At 67.6% G+C, this 16,967-nt stretch carries 19 protein-coding genes; 12 read left to right on the forward strand and 7 right to left on the reverse strand.

Going from position 1 to position 16,967, the window contains the following annotated elements:
• Window positions 1-3: 3 nt before the first annotated feature.
• From P0Y43_RS05005 to P0Y43_RS05025, 5 genes are all read right to left on the reverse strand, one after another.
• Entirely contained in the window at window positions 4-1,437 is a 1,434-nt protein-coding gene (locus tag P0Y43_RS05005; protein WP_275636200.1) for an aldehyde dehydrogenase family protein, read from the reverse strand.
• A gap of 13 nt (window positions 1,438-1,450) precedes the next feature.
• A complete protein-coding gene (locus P0Y43_RS05010) occupies window positions 1,451-2,950 on the reverse strand; it encodes a purine-cytosine permease family protein (RefSeq protein ID WP_275636201.1) in 1,500 nt (499 codons plus the stop codon).
• A gap of 67 nt (window positions 2,951-3,017) precedes the next feature.
• Window positions 3,018-3,407, reverse strand: a complete 390-nt coding sequence (locus P0Y43_RS05015) for a YybH family protein (protein ID WP_275636202.1) — start codon at window positions 3,405-3,407, stop codon at window positions 3,018-3,020.
• A 181-nt stretch (window positions 3,408-3,588) separates the two neighbouring features.
• Window positions 3,589-4,197 carry an LpxA family transferase gene (locus tag P0Y43_RS05020; protein WP_275636203.1) on the reverse strand — a complete coding sequence of 203 codons (609 nt, stop codon included), beginning with the start codon at window positions 4,195-4,197 and terminating at the stop codon, window positions 3,589-3,591.
• A 161-nt stretch (window positions 4,198-4,358) separates the two neighbouring features.
• A complete protein-coding gene (locus P0Y43_RS05025; protein ID WP_275636204.1) occupies window positions 4,359-4,856 on the reverse strand; it encodes a MarR family winged helix-turn-helix transcriptional regulator in 498 nt (165 codons plus the stop codon).
• Window positions 4,857-5,106: 250 nt separating this feature from the next.
• Between P0Y43_RS05025 and P0Y43_RS05030 the strand changes: the two genes are divergently transcribed.
• The 11 genes from P0Y43_RS05030 to P0Y43_RS05080 all read left to right on the forward strand — a co-directional run bounded on the left by P0Y43_RS05030 (window position 5,107) and on the right by P0Y43_RS05080 (window position 15,063).
• The gene (locus tag P0Y43_RS05030; RefSeq protein ID WP_275636205.1) at window positions 5,107-5,535 is read left to right on the forward strand and encodes a RidA family protein; all 429 of its coding nucleotides are present in this window, start codon (window positions 5,107-5,109) and stop codon (window positions 5,533-5,535) included.
• Window positions 5,536-5,565: 30 nt separating this feature from the next.
• Window positions 5,566-6,483, forward strand: a complete 918-nt coding sequence (locus P0Y43_RS05035; protein ID WP_275636206.1) for a tRNA U-34 5-methylaminomethyl-2-thiouridine biosynthesis protein — start codon at window positions 5,566-5,568, stop codon at window positions 6,481-6,483.
• A 42-nt stretch (window positions 6,484-6,525) separates the two neighbouring features.
• Window positions 6,526-7,341 carry a tRNA U-34 5-methylaminomethyl-2-thiouridine biosynthesis protein gene (locus P0Y43_RS05040; RefSeq protein WP_275636207.1) on the forward strand — a complete coding sequence of 272 codons (816 nt, stop codon included), beginning with the start codon at window positions 6,526-6,528 and terminating at the stop codon, window positions 7,339-7,341.
• 223 nt (window positions 7,342-7,564) lie between these two features.
• A complete protein-coding gene (locus P0Y43_RS05045; protein WP_275636208.1) occupies window positions 7,565-9,037 on the forward strand; it encodes a 2-hydroxymuconic semialdehyde dehydrogenase in 1,473 nt (490 codons plus the stop codon).
• Window positions 9,034-9,816: a 2-keto-4-pentenoate hydratase gene (locus P0Y43_RS05050; protein ID WP_275636209.1), complete on the forward strand. Its 783-nt coding sequence runs from the start codon at window positions 9,034-9,036 to the stop codon at window positions 9,814-9,816. Before P0Y43_RS05045 ends, P0Y43_RS05050 begins: the two co-directional genes overlap by 4 nt.
• A gap of 10 nt (window positions 9,817-9,826) precedes the next feature.
• A complete protein-coding gene (locus tag P0Y43_RS05055; RefSeq protein ID WP_275636210.1) occupies window positions 9,827-10,597 on the forward strand; it encodes a 2-keto-4-pentenoate hydratase in 771 nt (256 codons plus the stop codon).
• A gap of 4 nt (window positions 10,598-10,601) precedes the next feature.
• On the forward strand, window positions 10,602-11,033 hold the full coding sequence (locus P0Y43_RS05060; RefSeq protein WP_275636211.1) for a RidA family protein: 432 nt from the start codon (window positions 10,602-10,604) through the stop codon (window positions 11,031-11,033).
• Window positions 11,034-11,097: 64 nt separating this feature from the next.
• Entirely contained in the window at window positions 11,098-12,045 is a 948-nt protein-coding gene (locus tag P0Y43_RS05065; RefSeq protein ID WP_275636212.1) for an acetaldehyde dehydrogenase (acetylating), read from the forward strand.
• Window positions 12,046-12,047: 2 nt separating this feature from the next.
• The gene (gene dmpG, locus P0Y43_RS05070; RefSeq protein WP_275636213.1) at window positions 12,048-13,067 is read left to right on the forward strand and encodes a 4-hydroxy-2-oxovalerate aldolase; all 1,020 of its coding nucleotides are present in this window, start codon (window positions 12,048-12,050) and stop codon (window positions 13,065-13,067) included.
• A gap of 124 nt (window positions 13,068-13,191) precedes the next feature.
• Window positions 13,192-14,109: a SphA family protein gene (locus tag P0Y43_RS05075; protein ID WP_275636214.1), complete on the forward strand. Its 918-nt coding sequence runs from the start codon at window positions 13,192-13,194 to the stop codon at window positions 14,107-14,109.
• 63 nt (window positions 14,110-14,172) lie between these two features.
• Window positions 14,173-15,063, forward strand: coding sequence for an alpha/beta hydrolase (locus P0Y43_RS05080; protein ID WP_275636215.1), 891 nt, complete (start codon window positions 14,173-14,175; stop codon window positions 15,061-15,063).
• Here P0Y43_RS05080 and P0Y43_RS05085 read toward each other — a convergent pair.
• Window positions 15,054-15,458 (reverse strand): hypothetical protein, encoded by a 405-nt coding sequence (locus tag P0Y43_RS05085; protein WP_275636216.1) that lies wholly within the window; start codon window positions 15,456-15,458, stop codon window positions 15,054-15,056. The genes P0Y43_RS05080 and P0Y43_RS05085 overlap by 10 nt on opposite strands.
• Before the next feature lie 263 nt (window positions 15,459-15,721).
• Window positions 15,722-16,201: an Lrp/AsnC family transcriptional regulator gene (locus P0Y43_RS05090; protein WP_275636217.1), complete on the reverse strand. Its 480-nt coding sequence runs from the start codon at window positions 16,199-16,201 to the stop codon at window positions 15,722-15,724.
• A 337-nt stretch (window positions 16,202-16,538) separates the two neighbouring features.
• Between P0Y43_RS05090 and P0Y43_RS05095 the strand changes: the two genes are divergently transcribed.
• On the forward strand, window positions 16,539-16,961 hold the full coding sequence (locus P0Y43_RS05095; protein ID WP_275636218.1) for a transketolase: 423 nt from the start codon (window positions 16,539-16,541) through the stop codon (window positions 16,959-16,961).
• Window positions 16,962-16,967 lie beyond the last annotated feature (6 nt).

Raw genomic sequence — 16,967 nt, forward strand, 5'->3', positions numbered from 1 at the left:
GGTTCAACCCAGGCAGCGCGTCACATGCTTCACCGACTGGTAGGCCGACAACCCCCACGGCCCCAGCTCACGCCCGATCCCGCTGCCCTTGGTGCCGCCCCACGACGTCTCGACGAACACCGCCTGCACCGAGTTGATCCACACATGCCCCACCTCCAGCGCATCGGCCACGCGTTCGGCGCGTGCCAGGTCGGCGCTGCACACGGTGGCGACCAGGCCGAAGCGGCTGTCGTTGGCCTGGGCGATGGCCTGGTCTTCGGTGCTGAAGCGCCGTGCGCACAGCACCGGGCCGAAGATCTCCTCCACCCACAGGCGGCTGCTCTGGGGCACATCCACGTACAGCGTCGGGGCGACGAACCAGCCATCACGTTCCAGCGCCTGGCCACCGGCCAGGCAGGTCAGGCCTTCCTCGCGGGCGGTGGCGAAGTAACCGGCCACTTTCAACCATTGCGCCTGGCTGGTCAGCGGGCCCATGGTCACGTCTTCCTCAGCCAGCGGGTTGCCCACGCGCAGTTGCGCCAGCGCGGCTTGCAGACGCGGCAGCAGCGCATCGGCGATACCGTCCTGCACCAGCAGGCGCGAGGTGGCCGAGCACATCTGCCCGGCGTTCCAGGTGATGCCGGCGACGATCCACTCCACCGCCTGGTCCGGGTCGCAATCGTCGAACACCACGATCGCCGACTTGCCACCCAGCTCCAGGGTGACGGGGCGGCACTGCGCCGAGGCGCTGCGCATCACCTGGCTGCCGACGGCATTGCTGCCGGTGAACGACAGCTTGTCCAGGCCGTTGTGGCTGCTCAGCGCGGCGCCGGTCTCGGCCTTGCCGTTGACGATGTTCAGCACGCCGGCGGGCAGGCCGACGGCGTCGGCGATCTGCCCGTAGGCCTGCTCGATCAGCGGGGTGACCTCCGAGGGCTTGAGCACCACGGTGCAGCCAGCGGCCAGCGCCGGGGCGAGCTTCCAGGCGCTGGTCACCAGCGGGAAGTTCCACGGCACGATCAGGCCGACCACGCCGACCGGCTCCAGGCGCGTGCGGGCGGTGAAGCCTGGCGCGGCCAGCGCTACGTCACGGTTCTTCTGCGGCAGTTGTTCGGCCAGGTCGGCGTAGTAGGCGAAGGTCGCCACCGCGTCGTCCAGGTCGATTTCCGCCTCGTGGCGCGGCTTGCCGTTGTTGCGCATCTGCAAGGCGATCAGCGTCTCGCGGCGCGCACCGAGCTGTTCGGCGAAGCCGCGCAGCAGGGCGGCGCGTTCGGCGGGGGTGGTGGCTTGCCAGGCCGGCAGGGCGCGGCGCGCGGCGCTCACGGCCTGGTCGACCTGGGCGCCGCTGGCCGACAGCAGTTCGGCGAACGGCAGGCCCAGGGACGGGTCGCTGACGCTGATGCAGTCGTTGCCTTGGCCTTCGACCCAGCGGCCGTCGATGTAGTGAGGAGTGGTCATGGTCGGATTCCAGTCAGGCCATTTCGGCAGTGGTCACCGGCGTCGCCGGCGCGCTTTTGCAGCGCACCCAGCGCGGGCCTTGGGGGCCGTAGACGCCAGCAGGTTCAGGGAACAGGTTGAGCAGGATCAGGTACAGCACGCCGGCGATGCCAAGCGTCACCGGCAGGCTCAGGTCGATGCCGCCGGCCAGTTCGCCCAGCGGGCCGACGAACTGCCCCGGCAGGTTGACGAAGCACAGGCCCACGGCGGCGCTGGGGATCCACGCGCCCATGCCGCGCCAGTTCCAGCCATGCAGGAACCAGTAGTGGCCACCGCGTTGGCCGCGGGTGAACACCTGCAGGTCGTCGGCGTGGTAGAAGCCGCGGCGGGTGATCAGGCCGAGGATCATGATCACCATCCACGGGCTGGTGCAGGTGATGATCAGCACCGCGAAGGTCGACACGCTCTGCACCAGGTTGAAGGCGAAGCGGCCGATGAAGATGAAGCCGATGGCCAGCACGCCGATCAGCAAGGTAGCGGCGGCGCGGCTGAGCAGGCGCGGGAACACGCTGGACATGTCCAGGCCGGTGCCATACAGCGCGGTGGTGCCGGTGGACATGCCGCCGATCACCGCGATCAGGCACACCGGCAGGAAGAACCAGGTCGGCGAGATCGCCAGCAGGCCGCCGACGTAGTTGTTGGCGGCGATGTAGTCTGGCGCCTGGCTGGCCACCAGGGTGGCGGTGCACAGGCCGAACAGGAACGGAATCAAGGTGGCGGCCTGGGCGGCGATCACCGCCAGCATGATCCGCGCCTTCGGTGTTTGCCGCGGGATGTAGCGCGACCAGTCGCCGAGGAACGCGCCGAACGACACCGGGTTGCTCATGGCCAGGATCGCCGCCCCGACGAACGCTGCCCAGAACCCGGCCTGGCCGAGGTTGACGCTGCCGGCGTAGCCGGCGTCGAACGGCCCGGCGAACGCGAAGATGCCCAGCAGGAACAGCAGGCTCGAGGCCCACACGGCGATCTTGTTGACCCACAGCATGAAGCGGAAGCCATAGATGCACACCACCAGCACCAGCACCGCGAACAGGCCGTAGGCCAGGCCCAGGGTGAGGTCGGTTTCCGGCAGCCCGGCCAGGCGCTTGGCGCCGCCGATCAGCGCGTCGCCCGAGCTCCACACCGACAGCGAGAAGAACGCCACGGCGGTCAGCAGCGACAGGAACGAGCCGACGATGCGCCCGTGCACGCCGAAGTGCGCGCCCGACGACACCGCGTTGTTGGTGCCGTTGAGTGCGCCGAACAGGCCCATGGGCGCGAGGATCAGCGCTCCGACCCCGACGCCGAGCAGGATCGCCCAGACCCCGGCCTGGAACGACAGCCCGAACAGCACCGGGAAGCTGCCCAGCACGGCGGTGGCGAAGGTGTTGGCACCGCCGAAGATCAGGCGGAACAGGTCCAGCGGGGTGGCGTCGCGTTGATCGGCGGGGATCTGTTCGACGCCGTTGGTCTCGATACCGGTCGAGTGGCTCATGGTGGGCTCCAGCGCGCTTGTTGTCGTTGTGGGGCGATGGCGGTGCGGCAAGGCCGCGGTGCAGGGGTCAGGCGTGGCTGATGACCGACAGGTGCTCGTGGCAGGCCAGCCAGGCGTCGTTCTGGCGGCGGAAGACGATGGTCTCGCGCTCGCTCAGGGCGTGCTCTTCACCGGCGATGCGCAGGCGCGTGGCCACGTCGTGCATGAAGATCGCCACGTCGCCTTGCAGGCTCACGTGCACGTTGCTCGAGTCGCAGGCGAGCACGGCGAAGCCTTCGGCCTGCCACTGCGCCCACAAGGCTTCGTAGGCGCGGCGTGACAGCAACGGCTGTGGCAGGGTGTGGAAGAGGAAGGTGGCGTCTTGGCTGAAGCAGGCGAAGTAGCGGGCGGTGTCGTTGCTGGCGAAGGCGGCGACGAGGTCGGCGGCGGCCTGCCGTACCTGGAGGGTCTGGTCCACGGGAGTGGCCTCACGGTTATTGTGATTGTGGTGATGGGATTCTGGGGAGGGCGGGCGGTGGGAAAAATCGCTGGGGATAAATAATCAGTTCAGGAATTTGTGAACCAAAAGGCAGCAGGGCTCAAGGCGAGCCCGCCAGCGTCGTGCAGAAGGGCGCCGCATGGAGGCGGCGCCCGTGGGGTCAGGCGCTTTCCTGGTCCAGCAGGCTCGCGCGCCGCACGATGCTGCCCATCGGCAGCAGCCCGCCCGGTGCCACCACCGCGTTGGCGCCGAGGCGTGTGTGGTCGCCCAGCAAGGCGCCGAACTTCTGCACGCCGGTCTTGTGCAGTGTGCCTTGCAGGCGCACTTGGATTTCCTTGTCGGTGCGCTCGTTGCGGTAGTTGCAGACGATGCTGCCGGCTTCGAGGTTGACGTCACGGCCAATGATCGAGTCGCCGACGAAGTTGAAGTGCGCCAGCTTGCTGCCGGCGAACATCAGGCTGGTCTTGAGTTCGGCGCCGGGGCCGAGGATGCAGTCGCGCTCCAGCCAGCAGCCGCCGCGCAGGTAGGCGCCGGTGGCGATGAAGCAGCCGGGGCCGATGATCAACGGGCCCTTGAGCACGGCGCCGGGCTCGACGGCCGCGTCACGGTGCACCGCGACGCGGCCGTCGAGGCGGTACTGGTCGGTGGGCAGGTGGTCGATCTGGGCGTCGACCAGGGCTTCGAGGTTGGCCACCAGGTGCCAGGGGGTGGTGGCGTCGGCGAAGGGGCTGGCGGCGAAGGCGGGGATGAATGCAGCGATCGAGATCATGGCGGCGCCTGTGGGGTGGAAGGTAGGGCAAGAGTATGGCGTGGAAGCTGCTCGGAGCGGCGCCAGCGGGAAAAGTTTCATGGGGCTGTGTCGGCCCCGCTGGTAGGAGCGGGCTCGTCCCGCGATGACGGCGGTGAGGCCAATCGACGGGCGCAACAACCTCAGCGCTTCTCGTCTTCCTCAGGGCCAACGATCAGCTTCAGGCACTTGAGAAACAGCGGGCGGTACTCTTCGGGCAAGCGCTCCAGCAGTTTCCTTTCCACTTCGGCGTCGCGCGGCAGCACCCGCTCCAGCAGGCTGGCGCCTTCCTCCCCCAGGTACAACTGGTAGGCGCGCTGGTCGCGCTTGGCGCTGACGCGCACCAGCATGCCGTTGGCGCACAGGCGCTTGACCATCTCGGCCACGGTGTTGCGGTCCATGAACAGGTGCCCGGCCAAGGCGTTCTGGGTAAGGCCCGGGTGCTGCGACACGACGATCAGCGCCGCCTTCTGCCGGGGCGTGATCGACTCGGCCGCGAACTCGGCGTTGAACTGGTCTTCCGCCATGAAGTGAGCCCGCCGCAGCAGGTGGGAAACGATGTCTTCCAGGTGGAACTGGTCGACCAGCGTCTGGCTCTCGGGGGAAAGTTTCGCGGGCGAGGCCGTGCGGGTGGTTGGCATTGGGGGTCCGGTCGTTCCTTGCGGGTGGCGATCCTGGGATCGATGATTATGTACGTGCACGTACTATTTGTCAGGCGAATCAGCGACTTAAGTATTGGCGTTTCGCCAGGCCGATTCAAGCCTGGGGTAAATGACCGTGTACGTATGATTTTAACGGAAAAACTTGCCGATAAATCCGTTGACAGCTTTATGGAGCGGTCATAGCATGGATCTCACTTAGGACGTATACGTACTTAATGAGAATAAGAAAATGACCGCGTCGACCGCCCTGGCAACCCCTGGCACCTGGACCCCTCTGGCCAGCCGCACGCTGCCTGCGCCACATTTCGCCTACAGCCCCGTGGTGCGGGCGGGTGGCTTCATCCACGTCTCTGGCTTGGTCGGCCTCGACCCTGCCCATGGCGGGTTGGTGGCCGGTGGCATGGCTGCTGAAGCCCGGCAGATCCTGCTCAACCTCAGCGGCTTGTGCGAGGAACTGGGGATTGCGCTGGAGCAATTGATGCTGGCGCGAATCTACTGCGCCGACTTCGCCCAGTTCGGCGTGATCAATCAGCACTGGGAGGCATTCTTCCAGGGCCGGACCCCACCTGCGCGCACCTCGATGGGTGTGGCGGCGCTCCCGTTGGGGGCGTTGGTTGAAATGGAATTCCAGTTCGCGATCGATCCTTCACTGCCCTGATGCAAACAAGAAAAAAACAGGAGAAGCGACATGGCAAACGGTGAAATTATCAGCGGCTTTCTAGCCCCCCATCCGCCGCACATGCTTTATGCGGAAAACCCGCCCCAGAACGAGCCGCGCTCCAAGGGCGGCTGGGAACAACTGCGCTGGGCCTACGAACGGGCACGCGCGAGCATCGAGGCCCTGAAGCCGGACGTGCTGCTGGTGCACTCGCCGCACTGGATCACCTCCGTGGGGCACCACTTCATCGGTGTCGAGCACCTGGCCGGGCGTTCGGTCGACCCGATCTTCCCCAACCTGTTTCGCTTCGACTACTCGATGAAGATCGACGTGGAACTGGCCGAAGCCTGCTGCGAAGAGGGTCGCAAGGTCGGGCTGCAGACCAAGATGATGCGCAACCCACGCTTTCGCGTCGACTACGGCACCATCACCACGCTGCACATGATCCGCCCGCAGTGGGACATCCCGGTGGTGTCGATCTCGGCCAACAACACCCCCTACTACCTGAGCATGGAAGAAGGCCAGGTGGAGATGGACCTGCTGGGCCAGGCCACCCGCGAGGCGATCGCCAAGTCGGGCAAGCGCGCGGTGCTGCTGGCCTCCAATACCCTGTCGCACTGGCACTTCCACCGGGAGCCGGAGCCACCGGAGGACATGACCCAGGAGCACCCGCAGAGCCTGCTGGGCTACCAGTGGGACATGCGCATGATCGAGCTGATGCGCCGTGGGCAGATGAAAGAGGTGTTCCGCCTGCTGCCGCAGTTCATCGACGAGGCCTTCGCCGAGGTGAAGTCCGGCGCGTTCACCTGGATGCACGCGGCCATGCAGTACCCGGAGCTGGCGGCGGAGCTGCACGGCTATGGGACGGTGATCGGCACCGGCAACGCGGTGATGGAATGGAACCTGGTCAAGGCCGGCCTCGCCCGCGCCGCCGCCCAGGCTGCCTGAACCCTCCCGACCCGCAGACCCCTTTTCTCAGGTGAAACGACCATGACTCTCGTATCGGCCTTCCTGGTCCCCGGTAGCCCGCTGCCACAACTGTGCCCCGATGTGCCCAACTGGCAGCGCTTCCAGCACGCCCTGCAACAGGCAGGCGCGGCACTGAAAGCCTCGCAGCCCGACGTGGTGCTGATCTATTCCACCCAGTGGTTCGCCGTGCTGGATGAAATCTGGCTGACCCGTCGGCGCAGCGAAGACATCCACGTCGACGAAAACTGGCACGAATTCGGCGAGCTGCCCTACGACCTGTACAGCGACGTGGCGTTGGCCAATGCCTGCATCGACGCCTGCCGTGCCCAGGGCGTGCAGGCCCGTGGCGCCGACTACCAGGGCTTCCCGATCGACACCGGCACCATCGTCGCCAGCACCGCGCTGGGAGTGGGCGGCGAGGCGCTGCCGTTGGTGGTGGCGTCGAACAACCTCTACGACGACGCCGCCGCGACCGAGAAGCTGGCGGCGATCGCCGTGGCCTGCGCGGCCGAGCAGGGCAAGCGCGTGGCGGTGGTGGGCGTGGGCGGGTTGTCGGGCAGCCTGTTCACCAAGCCCATCGAGCCGGGTGACGACCGCATCGTGCATGCCGAGGAAGACGCCTGGAACCGCAAGGTGCTGGCGCTGATCGAGGCCGGTGACGTCGCGGCCTTGCGCGAGGTGCTGCCGGCCTATGCCGCAGAAGCCCGGGTAGACATGGGCTTCAAGCATTTCCACTGGTTGCTCGGCGCGCTCGGCGGGCGCTTCCAGGGCGCCAGGGTGCATCACTACGGCGCGCTGTATGGCAGTGGCGGCGCCGTCGTGGAGTTCACCCCCTGACGGGGCGAGCCCGCCCCTAGCGCCGCCCTGCCAGGCGCGCCGACCCGGCCGTGGCCACGGCCCTGAAGCGCGCTGATCGAACCTTGCTTAACCAAAGACCGTTTGCGTTGCCGGTGCAACGCAAGCAGCGCACGCCTGCGCCCGCGATTCAGCGGGCCTGGCCTGCGTGCAATCACGCGAGCCGGCCACAGGCTCGCCGTCAGCCGTGTCATCGAGGTCAGTCATGAAACACTATCGCAATTACGTCAATGGTCAGTGGGTCGAGAGCCCACGCACCTTCGAGGACATCAGCCCGGTCGACGGCACCCTGGTCGCCGTGGTGCATGAGGCGAGCCAGGCGCTGGTGGACGAAGCGGTCCAGGCCGGCCACCGCGCCGTGGCTGGCGCTTGGGGCCGCACCAGCGCCACCGAGCGCGTGGCGGTGCTGCGGCGGATCGCCGACGAGATGGAACGCCGCCAGGCCGACTTCCTCGCCGCTGAAATGGCCGACACCGGCAAGCCGCTGGCCATGGCCTCGGCGATCGACGTGCCACGAGGCATCGCCAACTTCCGCACCTTCGCCGACATCCTCGCCACCGCGCCGCTGGACAGCCATCGGCTGGACTTGCCAGACGGCGCCTACGCGCTGAACTACGCCGCCCGCAAGCCCCTGGGCGTGGTCGGGGTGATCTCGCCGTGGAACCTGCCGCTGCTGCTGCTGACCTGGAAGGTCGCGCCCGCGTTGGCCTGTGGCAACGCCGTGGTGGTCAAGCCCTCGGAAGACACCCCCGGCACCGCCACGTTGCTGGCCGAGGTGATGCACGCCGCCGGCGTGCCGGAGGGCGTGTTCAACCTGGTGCACGGCTTCGGCCCGAATTCGGCGGGCGAGTTCATCTCGCGCCACCCGGACATCAGCGCCATCACCTTCACCGGCGAATCGCGCACCGGCACCACCATCATGCGCGCCGCCGCCGAAGGGGTTAAGCCGGTGTCGTTCGAGCTGGGTGGCAAGAACGCGGCGATCATCTTCGCCGACTGCGACTTCGACAAGATGATCGACGGCATGATGCGCGCGCTGTTCCTCAACAGCGGCCAGGTCTGCCTGTGCTCGGAGCGGGTGTATGTCGAGCGCCCGCTGTTCGAGCGTTTCTGCAGCGCCATCGCCGAGCGCATCAAGGCCATGAAGGTCGACTGGCCGCACGACCCCGCCACCCAGATGGGGCCGCTGATTTCCGCCAAGCACCGCGACAAGGTGCTGAGCTATTTCGAACTGGCCCGCCAGGAAGGCGCGACCTTCATCGCCGGGGGTGGCGTGCCGCGCTTCGGCGATGCGCGCGACAACGGCGCGTGGGTCGAGCCGACGGTGATCGCCGGCCTGTCGGACGATGCCCGCTCGGTGCGCGAGGAGATCTTCGGGCCGATCTGCCATGTCTCGCCGTTCGACAGCGAACGTGAAGTCATCGCCCGCGCCAACGACACCCGCTACGGCCTGGCCGCCACCGTGTGGACCAACAACCTGAGCCGCGCGCACCGCGTCAGCGAGGCCATGCGCGTGGGCATCAGCTGGGTCAACACCTGGTTCATGCGCGACCTGCGCACACCCTTCGGTGGCGCCGGGCTGTCCGGCATCGGCCGCGAGGGCGGCATGCACTCGCTGAACTTCTATTCGGAACTGACCAACGTCTGCGTGCGCATCGACCAGGAGAGCGAGCAATGACCGAACGACTGCAACAGGTGGCCGACCTGCTCGACCAGGCGGCCAACAGCGGCGAGCCGGTGGCCCCGGTCCGCGACCAGTTGGCCGGCATCGCCGACGCCTACGTGGTGCAACAGCTCAACACCCAGCGCCAGGTGCGCGCCGGGCGGCGTATCACCGGGCGCAAGATCGGCCTGACCTCGCGCGCGGTGCAGCAGCAACTGGGCGTCGACCAGCCAGACTTCGGCACCTTGTTCGACAGCATGGAAGTCAGCGACGGCGAAGCCATCGCCTGGCCGCGGCTGATGCAGGCCAAGTGCGAGGCCGAGGTGGCGCTGGTGCTCGAGCGCGACCTGGACCGCGAGCACATCGTGCTCAGCGACCTGCTGGCCGCCACCGCCTATGCGCTGCCGGCCATCGAAGTGGTCGGCAGCCGCATCGCCAACTGGAACATCGGCATCCTCGACACCATCGCCGACAACGCCTCGGCCGGCCTGTACGTGCTCGGCCAGCGGCCCGTGAAACTCGCCGACCTGGACCTGCGCCTGGCCGGCATGGTCATGGAGCGCCGGGGCGAGCCGGTGTCGTTCGGGGTCGGTGCCGCGTGCCTCGGCCACCCGCTCAACGCCGCGCTGTGGCTGGCGCGCACCCTGGTCGACATGGGCACCCCGCTGCGCGCGGGTGACGTGGTGCTCAGCGGCGCCCTTGGGCCGATGGTGAGCGTAGCGCCCGGCGATGTCTTCGAGGCACGCATCCAGGGCCTGGGCAGTGTCCGGGCCTGTTTCGACCCCGTCAGCTGAGGTGAACCGCATGAACATTCAACGTATTGCCCAACGCCTCGACGACGCTGCCCGCTTCGCCCAGGCCACCCCGCAACTGACCGGCGAAGACGCCGTGACCCTGGATCAGGCCTATGCGGTGCAGCGCCTGCTGATCGAGCAGCGCCTGGCCCGCGGCGCGCGCCAGGTGGGCGTGAAGATGGGCTTCACCAGCCGCGCGAAGATGGCGCAGATGGGCGTGTCCGACCTGATCTGGGGCCGCCTGACCTCGGACATGTGGATCGAGGAAGGCGGCAGCATCGCCCTGTCGCGCTACGTGCACCCACGGGTCGAGCCGGAAGTGTGCTTCCTGCTGGGCAAGCGCCTGGAAGGGCATGTCACGCCCTTGCAGGCCCTGGCCGCGGTGGAGGCCGTGGCGCCCGCGCTGGAGGTGATCGACTCGCGCTACCGCGACTTCAAGTTCTCGCTGCCTGACGTGGTGGCCGACAACGCGTCGTCCTCCGGCTTCGTGGTCGGCGGTTGGCAGCGACCTGACACCGACCTGGGCAACCTGGGGCTGGTGATGAGCTTCGACGGTCGCGCGGTGGAGATGGGCAGCACCGCCGCTATCCTCGGCGCGCCGGTGCGTGCGCTGGTGGCGGCGGCGCGCCTGGCCGCGCAACAGGGCGAGGCGCTGGAGCCCGGCAGCCTGGTGCTGGCCGGGGCGGCGACCGCGGCGGTGGCGCTGCGCCCGGGCGTGGCGGTGCGCTGTGAATTCCAGAACCTGGGAAGCGTGGCGTTCGAAACGCTGCGCGAGGAGTAAGCACATGAGCGACAAATCGCAGACCCACGCCCGTGTGGTAGAGGGCAAGGCCACGCCGCTGGGGGCCTTCCCCCACGTCAAGCGCGCCGGTGACTTCCTGTTCGTCTCCGGCACCAGCTCGCGGCGCCCGGACAACAGCATCGCCGGTGCCGAGCCGGATGCCACCGGGCGTGTGCGCCCGTGCATCGAAGTGCAGACCCGCGAGGTGCTGAACAACATCCGCGACATCCTGCGCAGTGTCGGCGCCGACCTCGAGGACGTGGTCGAGGTGTGCAGCTACCTGGTCAACATGAACGACTTCTCCCAGTACAACCAGGTGTACGCGCAGTTCTTCGACGCCGACGGGCCGACCCGCACCACCGTCGCCGTGCACCAGCTGCCGCACCCGCACCTGGTCATCGAAATCAAGGCCGTGGCCTACAAGCCGCTGCGCTGAACCCACTCGCAGGCGTGCAGGCCTGGCCCGCGGTGGCGGCCTGCACCTGACAGGAGAAGAACAGATGTCCTCTGCGCGCATTCCCGTGGCGATCATCGGCTCGGGCAACATCGGCACCGACCTGATGATCAAGATCCTCCGCTACTCCAAGACCCTGGAAGTCGGTGCCATGGTCGGTATCGACCCCGCCTCCGACGGCCTGGCCCGCGCCCAGCGCTTCGGCGTACCGACCACCGCCGAAGGGGTCGATGGCCTGCTGGCGCTGCCGAACTTCAAGGCCATCCGCATCGCCTTCGACGCCACCTCCGCCGGGGCGCACAAGGTGCACGACGCCAAGCTGCGCGCCCATGGGGTGCGGGTCATCGACCTCACCCCGGCGGCCATCGGCCCCTACGTGATCCCGGTGGTGAACTTCGCCGAGCACGCCGAGGCGCCGAACCTGAACATGGTCACCTGCGGCGGCCAGGCGACCATCCCGATCGTGCATGCGGTGGCGGGCGTGGCGCCGGTGCACTACGCCGAGATCGTCGCGGCGATCTCCAGCAAGTCCGCCGGCCCCGGCACCCGCGCCAACATCGACGAGTTCACCGAGACCACCTCGCGCGCCATCGTCGAGGTCGGCGGCGCGGCCCGCGGCAAGGCGATCATCGTGCTCAACCCGGCCGAGCCGCCGTTGATCATGCGCGACACCGTGTACTGCTTCGTGCCGCTGGACGCCGACACCCAGGCCATCGCCGCCGCCGTCGAGCAACGGGTGGCCGAGGTCAACCGCTACGTGCCGGGCTACCGCCTCAAGCAACAGGTGCAGTTCGAGCGTTTCAGCGAAGACAACCGGCAGAACATCCCGGGCCTGGGCTGGAGCACCGGCATCAAGGTCGCGGTGTTCCTCGAAGTGGAAGGGGCGGGGCACTACCTGCCGGCCTACGCCGGCAACCTCGACATCATGACCAGCGCGGCGCTGACCGTCGCCGAACGTATTGCCCAGGCGCAGTTCGCCGCCGAGGGGGTGTGAAGATGATCGACACGAACAAGAAGATCCACGTCTCGGACGTGACCCTGCGCGACGGCATGCATGCCGTGCGTCACCGCTACAGCCTGGAGCAGGTCGCGCGCATCGCCCAGGCCCTGGATGAAGCCGGCGTCGACAGCATCGAGGTCGCCCATGGCGACGGCCTGCAGGGGTCGAGCTTCAACTACGGCTTCGGCGCCCATACCGACCTCGAGTGGATCGCGGCGGTGGCCGCGGTGGTGCGCCGCGCGCGCATCGCCACGCTGCTGCTGCCGGGCATCGGCACCGTGCACGACCTCAAGGCCGCCTACGATGCCGGCGCGCGGATCGTGCGCGTGGCCACCCACTGCACCGAGGCCGATGTCTCGCGCCAGCACATCGAATACGCCCGCTCGCTGGGCATGGACACCGTGGGCTTCCTGATGATGAGCCACATGCAGACCCCGGCCGGTCTCGCCGCCCAGGGCAAGCTGATGGAGCGCTACGGGGCGCAGTGCATCTACGTGGTGGACTCCGGCGGGGCGATGAACATGTGGGACATCGCCGAGCGCTTCAAGGCCCTCAAGGATGCGCTCGACCCGGCCACCCAGACCGGCATGCACGCCCACCACAACCTCAGCCTGGGCGTGGCCAACAGCCTGGTCGCCCTGGAGCACGGCTGCGACCGCATCGATGCCAGCCTGACCGGCATGGGCGCCGGGGCCGGCAATGCGCCGCTGGAGGTGTTCATCGCCGCCGCCGAGCGCATGGGCCTGAACCACGGCTGCGACGTGAAGAAGCTGATCGATGCCGCCGAAGACATCGTCCGCCCCTTGCAGGAACGGATTGTGCGGGTCGACCGGGAAACCCTGGCGCTTGGTTATGCCGGGGTCTATTCGAGCTTCCTGCGCCATGCCGAGGCGGCGGCCGCGACCTATGGCCTGTCGGCCTTCGACATCCTCGTCGAGCTGGGCCGGCGCCGCATGATCGGCGGCCAGGAAGACATGATCGTCGACGTTGCCCTAGACCTGCTCAAGCAGGCCTGAGGCCCTTTCCTCCAAGCGTTTCCCACACAGGCCCGCAGGTGAGGGCGGGCCTGCCTGAGGTCGGCTGCGCCGCCGAAACGCGGGCGCCGGCCTGGCCATCCTCGCCAACCCATGGGTAGACACGATGAACAATAACAAGACCGCCGTAACCCCATCCCCGCTCACCGCCCGGCTGCTGCTGGGGTGTTCACTGGCCGCGCTGGCGCCGTTGGCCGACGCCACCGAAGGCGGCGCCTCGATGTACCCGATGGGTGCCGAGAACTACCTGTCCGGGGCGATGCCGCCACCGGGCCTGTACGGCACCGTCTACGCCCAGCACTACCGCGCCGACCGCCTGCGCGGCAACGACGGGCGCGAGTTGCCGGTGGATTTCAGCCTGCGCGCCAACGTCATCGCGCCGCGCTTCGTGTGGGTCACCGAGCAGAAGGTGCTGGGCGGCAGCCTGGCGTTCCATGCCATCGTCCCGCTGGTCGACCTGAAGGTCTCGCTCGGTGGCGACAGCCAGCGCAAGCGCGAGCTAGGGGACATCACCTTCGGCCCGGGCCTGGGCTACCACTACAGTGAAAAGTTCCATGCCGCCTACGGCATCGACTTCTTCGCCCCCACCGGGCGCTTCGACCGCGACGACCTGGTCAACATCGGCCGCAACTACTGGACCGTGCAACCGGTGGCGGCCTTCAGCTACATCGACCCGAACGGCCTGAACGTCGACGTCAAGACCATGTACGATTTCAACCTGCGCAACCGCGACACGCACTACCGCTCAGGCCAGGAGCTGCATGCCGACTACGCCATCGGCTGGGGGCTGGGCAATGGCTGGGTGCTGGGCGTGGGCGGCTATGTGTATCGGCAGACCACCGACGACGACCTGCGCGGCGAGCGGGTCGAGGACAACAAGGGCCGGGCTTTCGCCATCGGCCCGTCGATCAAGTACAGCAGCCCGCAGGGCTGGTTCGTGACCGCCAAGTGGCAACAGGAGCGCGCCGTGCGCAACCGTGCCGAAGGCGACGCGTACTGGCTGAAGCTGGTGTTTCCGTTCTGACCCCCGGCCGGCCCCGTGCTTATGGGGCTGGCCACCGAGAATCCGTGCCTGGAGCATGCCTGCATGACAACCCCTCTCTACAAGCATTTCACCACCACCGCGCAACTCGACGAGGAATACGACATCGAGGCCTCGGTGGCGGATTTCGATGGCTACGTGCGGCAGTTCATCGCGCAAAGCCAGGCCGCGCGCGCCGAATTGCCCAACCAGTTGGACGTGCCCTACGGCCCGACCCTGGACGAGACCTTCGACGTGTTCTTCCCGCCGCAGCACAGCCCCGAGGCCTTGCGTCCGGCGGTGTTCTTCGTGCATGGCGGCTACTGGCGGGCGACCACCAGCAAGGAGTGGAGCTACGTGGCCAAGGGCCTGGCCGCGCAGGGCGTGGTCACGGTGGTGGAGAACTACACCCTGGCGCCGAAGGTCACCATCGCCGAGATCGTGCGTCAGCACCGCGCGGCGTTCAGCTTCCTGTGGCGCAACGCCGAGCGGTTCGGCATCGACCGTGAGCGCATCGTCGTGGTGGGCCACTCGGCGGGCGCCCACGGCGTGGTCGAGCTGCTGGCCACCGACTGGGTCGGCGACTACGGCTTGCCCGCCCAGCCTTACCTGGGCGCCATCGCGGTGAGCGGGGTGTATGACCTGCGCCCGCTGCCGCACACCTTCCTGGCCGCGACCCTGGACTTCACCTGGCAGTCGGCCGAGGCGCTGAGCCCGATCCTGCACATCCCCGCTCAGCTACCGCCGCTGATGCTGCCCTACGGGCTGCGCGAGACGGCCGAGTTCCGTCGCCAGACCACCGACTACGCCCAGGCCTGCCTCGCGCGTGGCGTGCCGGTGGAGCTGCTGGCGCTGGACCTGGACCACTTCAATATCCTCGACGACCTGGCGCGCGGCGTCGGGCCGATGGTGCAGCGCATCCAGGAATGGCTGCGCCTGGCCCCCGCTCAGGCCTGAAGCCGCCGGCGCTGGTCGCGGGTGGTTTGCTTGATCCGGTCGACGGTGTGCAGCAGCGCTTGCGCGGGCTGCTCCAGGGGCTGTGCGCAGGGTAGCGCGTGGGTCGGCCAGAGCTTCGCCAAGGTGCTGATGCGTTGCGGCTCGTCGAGCAGCAGGAAGCAGCGCGGCGCCTGCAATTGCTCGGGCCGGCAATGCTCGGGGAAGTCCAGCCGGGTGGTGTGCTCGCCAAGCGCGTCCAGGTGCAGGATGCAGACATCGTCGAAGTAGCGGAACTCGTGATGCAAAAGGTCGAGGGTGGCGGGGCACGAGGTGACCGCGATGACGGTGGTGGTGGCTTCGCCGCGGGTTTCACGGATGAACCGGGCGTGGGAGGTTCCCTGTCTCGAATCGCGCATGGTGGTCTCTTGTTGTTGGAGGGAGAGCGATGCGGTGCGGGGAATATCCTAGGTTCGGCGAGGGGCGAATGTGCTTCGCTTTTGCGGGGCGTGGGTGCGCAGGTGTTCCTGTGTTTGGCGCCTTTGTGGGTGTTGGTTTTCGTCTGATCAGATTGAGCGGAAGAATCTTCTGGTTCGCTGCGCAGGTTTGCCAGCTGTGTAAGGTGGCTATCGCGGGGCAAGCCCGCTCAGGTGCACCGCTGCCCTCAGCTGCAACAGCCTCCTCAGATATTGAGAAACCCATCCGACTTCACCTCGTTGAGCACGAAGAACGTGCGCACCTGGCGCACGCCGGGCAGGGCGATGATGCGTGTGTTGTGCAGGTGGTTGAACGCCGGCAGGTCGCGCACGCGCACCTTCAGGAAGTAATCCACGTCACCGGCCACCAGCCAGCACTCCAGCACCTGCGGCAGGTTGCGCGCGGCGGCTTCGAAGGCGGCGAAGGTTTCCGGGGTGGAGCGGTCGAGCACCACGCCGATCAATACCACCGTGCCTTGCTGCAGCACGTTGGGGTCGATCTGCGCGTGCACGCCCTTGATCACGCCCGCGTCGAACAGGCGCTTGGTGTGGTTCCAGCAGGCCGTGGTGCTCAGGCCGACTTTCTTCGCAAGCTCGGCGTTGCTGATCCGGCCGTTGGCCTGCAGGGCCCGCAGGATCTTGCGCTCGTGGGCGTTGATCTCGATGGGTTTGGCGGGTTCTTTCATGGAGGCCTCTGGTAAGGAGTGGGGGCGCAGTGTGCCCATCGCGGGGCAAACCCGCTTCTGCAAGCACCGCGCCGGTCACGAAGGCAACGCCGCACCCGTAGGCGCGGGCTTGCCCCGCGATGGCGACACCCGAGTGCCGAATCGAACTGGATGAATATTTCGCTTTTTAATTCACAGCGGGATCAACATTCAACTTCCTGAGCAAAAGCAGGACTCGCTTCCAATCACCTTCGAATAATAGGTATGAAATTCCGCCGCCCGCTGGGTATCGTTTCAGGACGGTTTCCATCAACGAAGGGAGCGGTCGATGCTGGCGATTTCCAGGTTCGCAAGGTGGGTGAAAACCCCGTCGCAAGAGGCGGCGGTGGTCATCGTTTCCAGCGCCGCGCTGGGCGCTGAGGTCAGCGACGGCCTGGCCCGCGCCATCGCTGACTGGAACGAAGTGGCGCACCTGCACGTGCAAGACATGGACGCCCTGCAAGCCAACTGGCTGGCCGCCGAGCGCGGCCAGCCCCACACCGACTGCCAGGCCAGCGCCCTGCTGCGCGCGGTGTCCAAGCGCTGCTACCTGCTGGACCTGGAAAGCGAAGGCGCGGTGCGCCTGGCCTGGCTCGGCTCGGTGTGCGGGCATGAGCTGCACTGCCTGCAACTGACCCCGGGGCTGGCCGCCGAAGAGGGCGCGCAGGCGCAGGTCCAGCGCGTGGTCGAGGTGGCCAGGACCCTGGTGCGCACCGTCCTGGCCGAGCGCTTCGCGCCCTGAACCGAT

Source organism: Pseudomonas entomophila (assembly GCF_029193575.1).
GTDB lineage: Bacteria > Pseudomonadota > Gammaproteobacteria > Pseudomonadales > Pseudomonadaceae > Aquipseudomonas > Aquipseudomonas entomophila_G.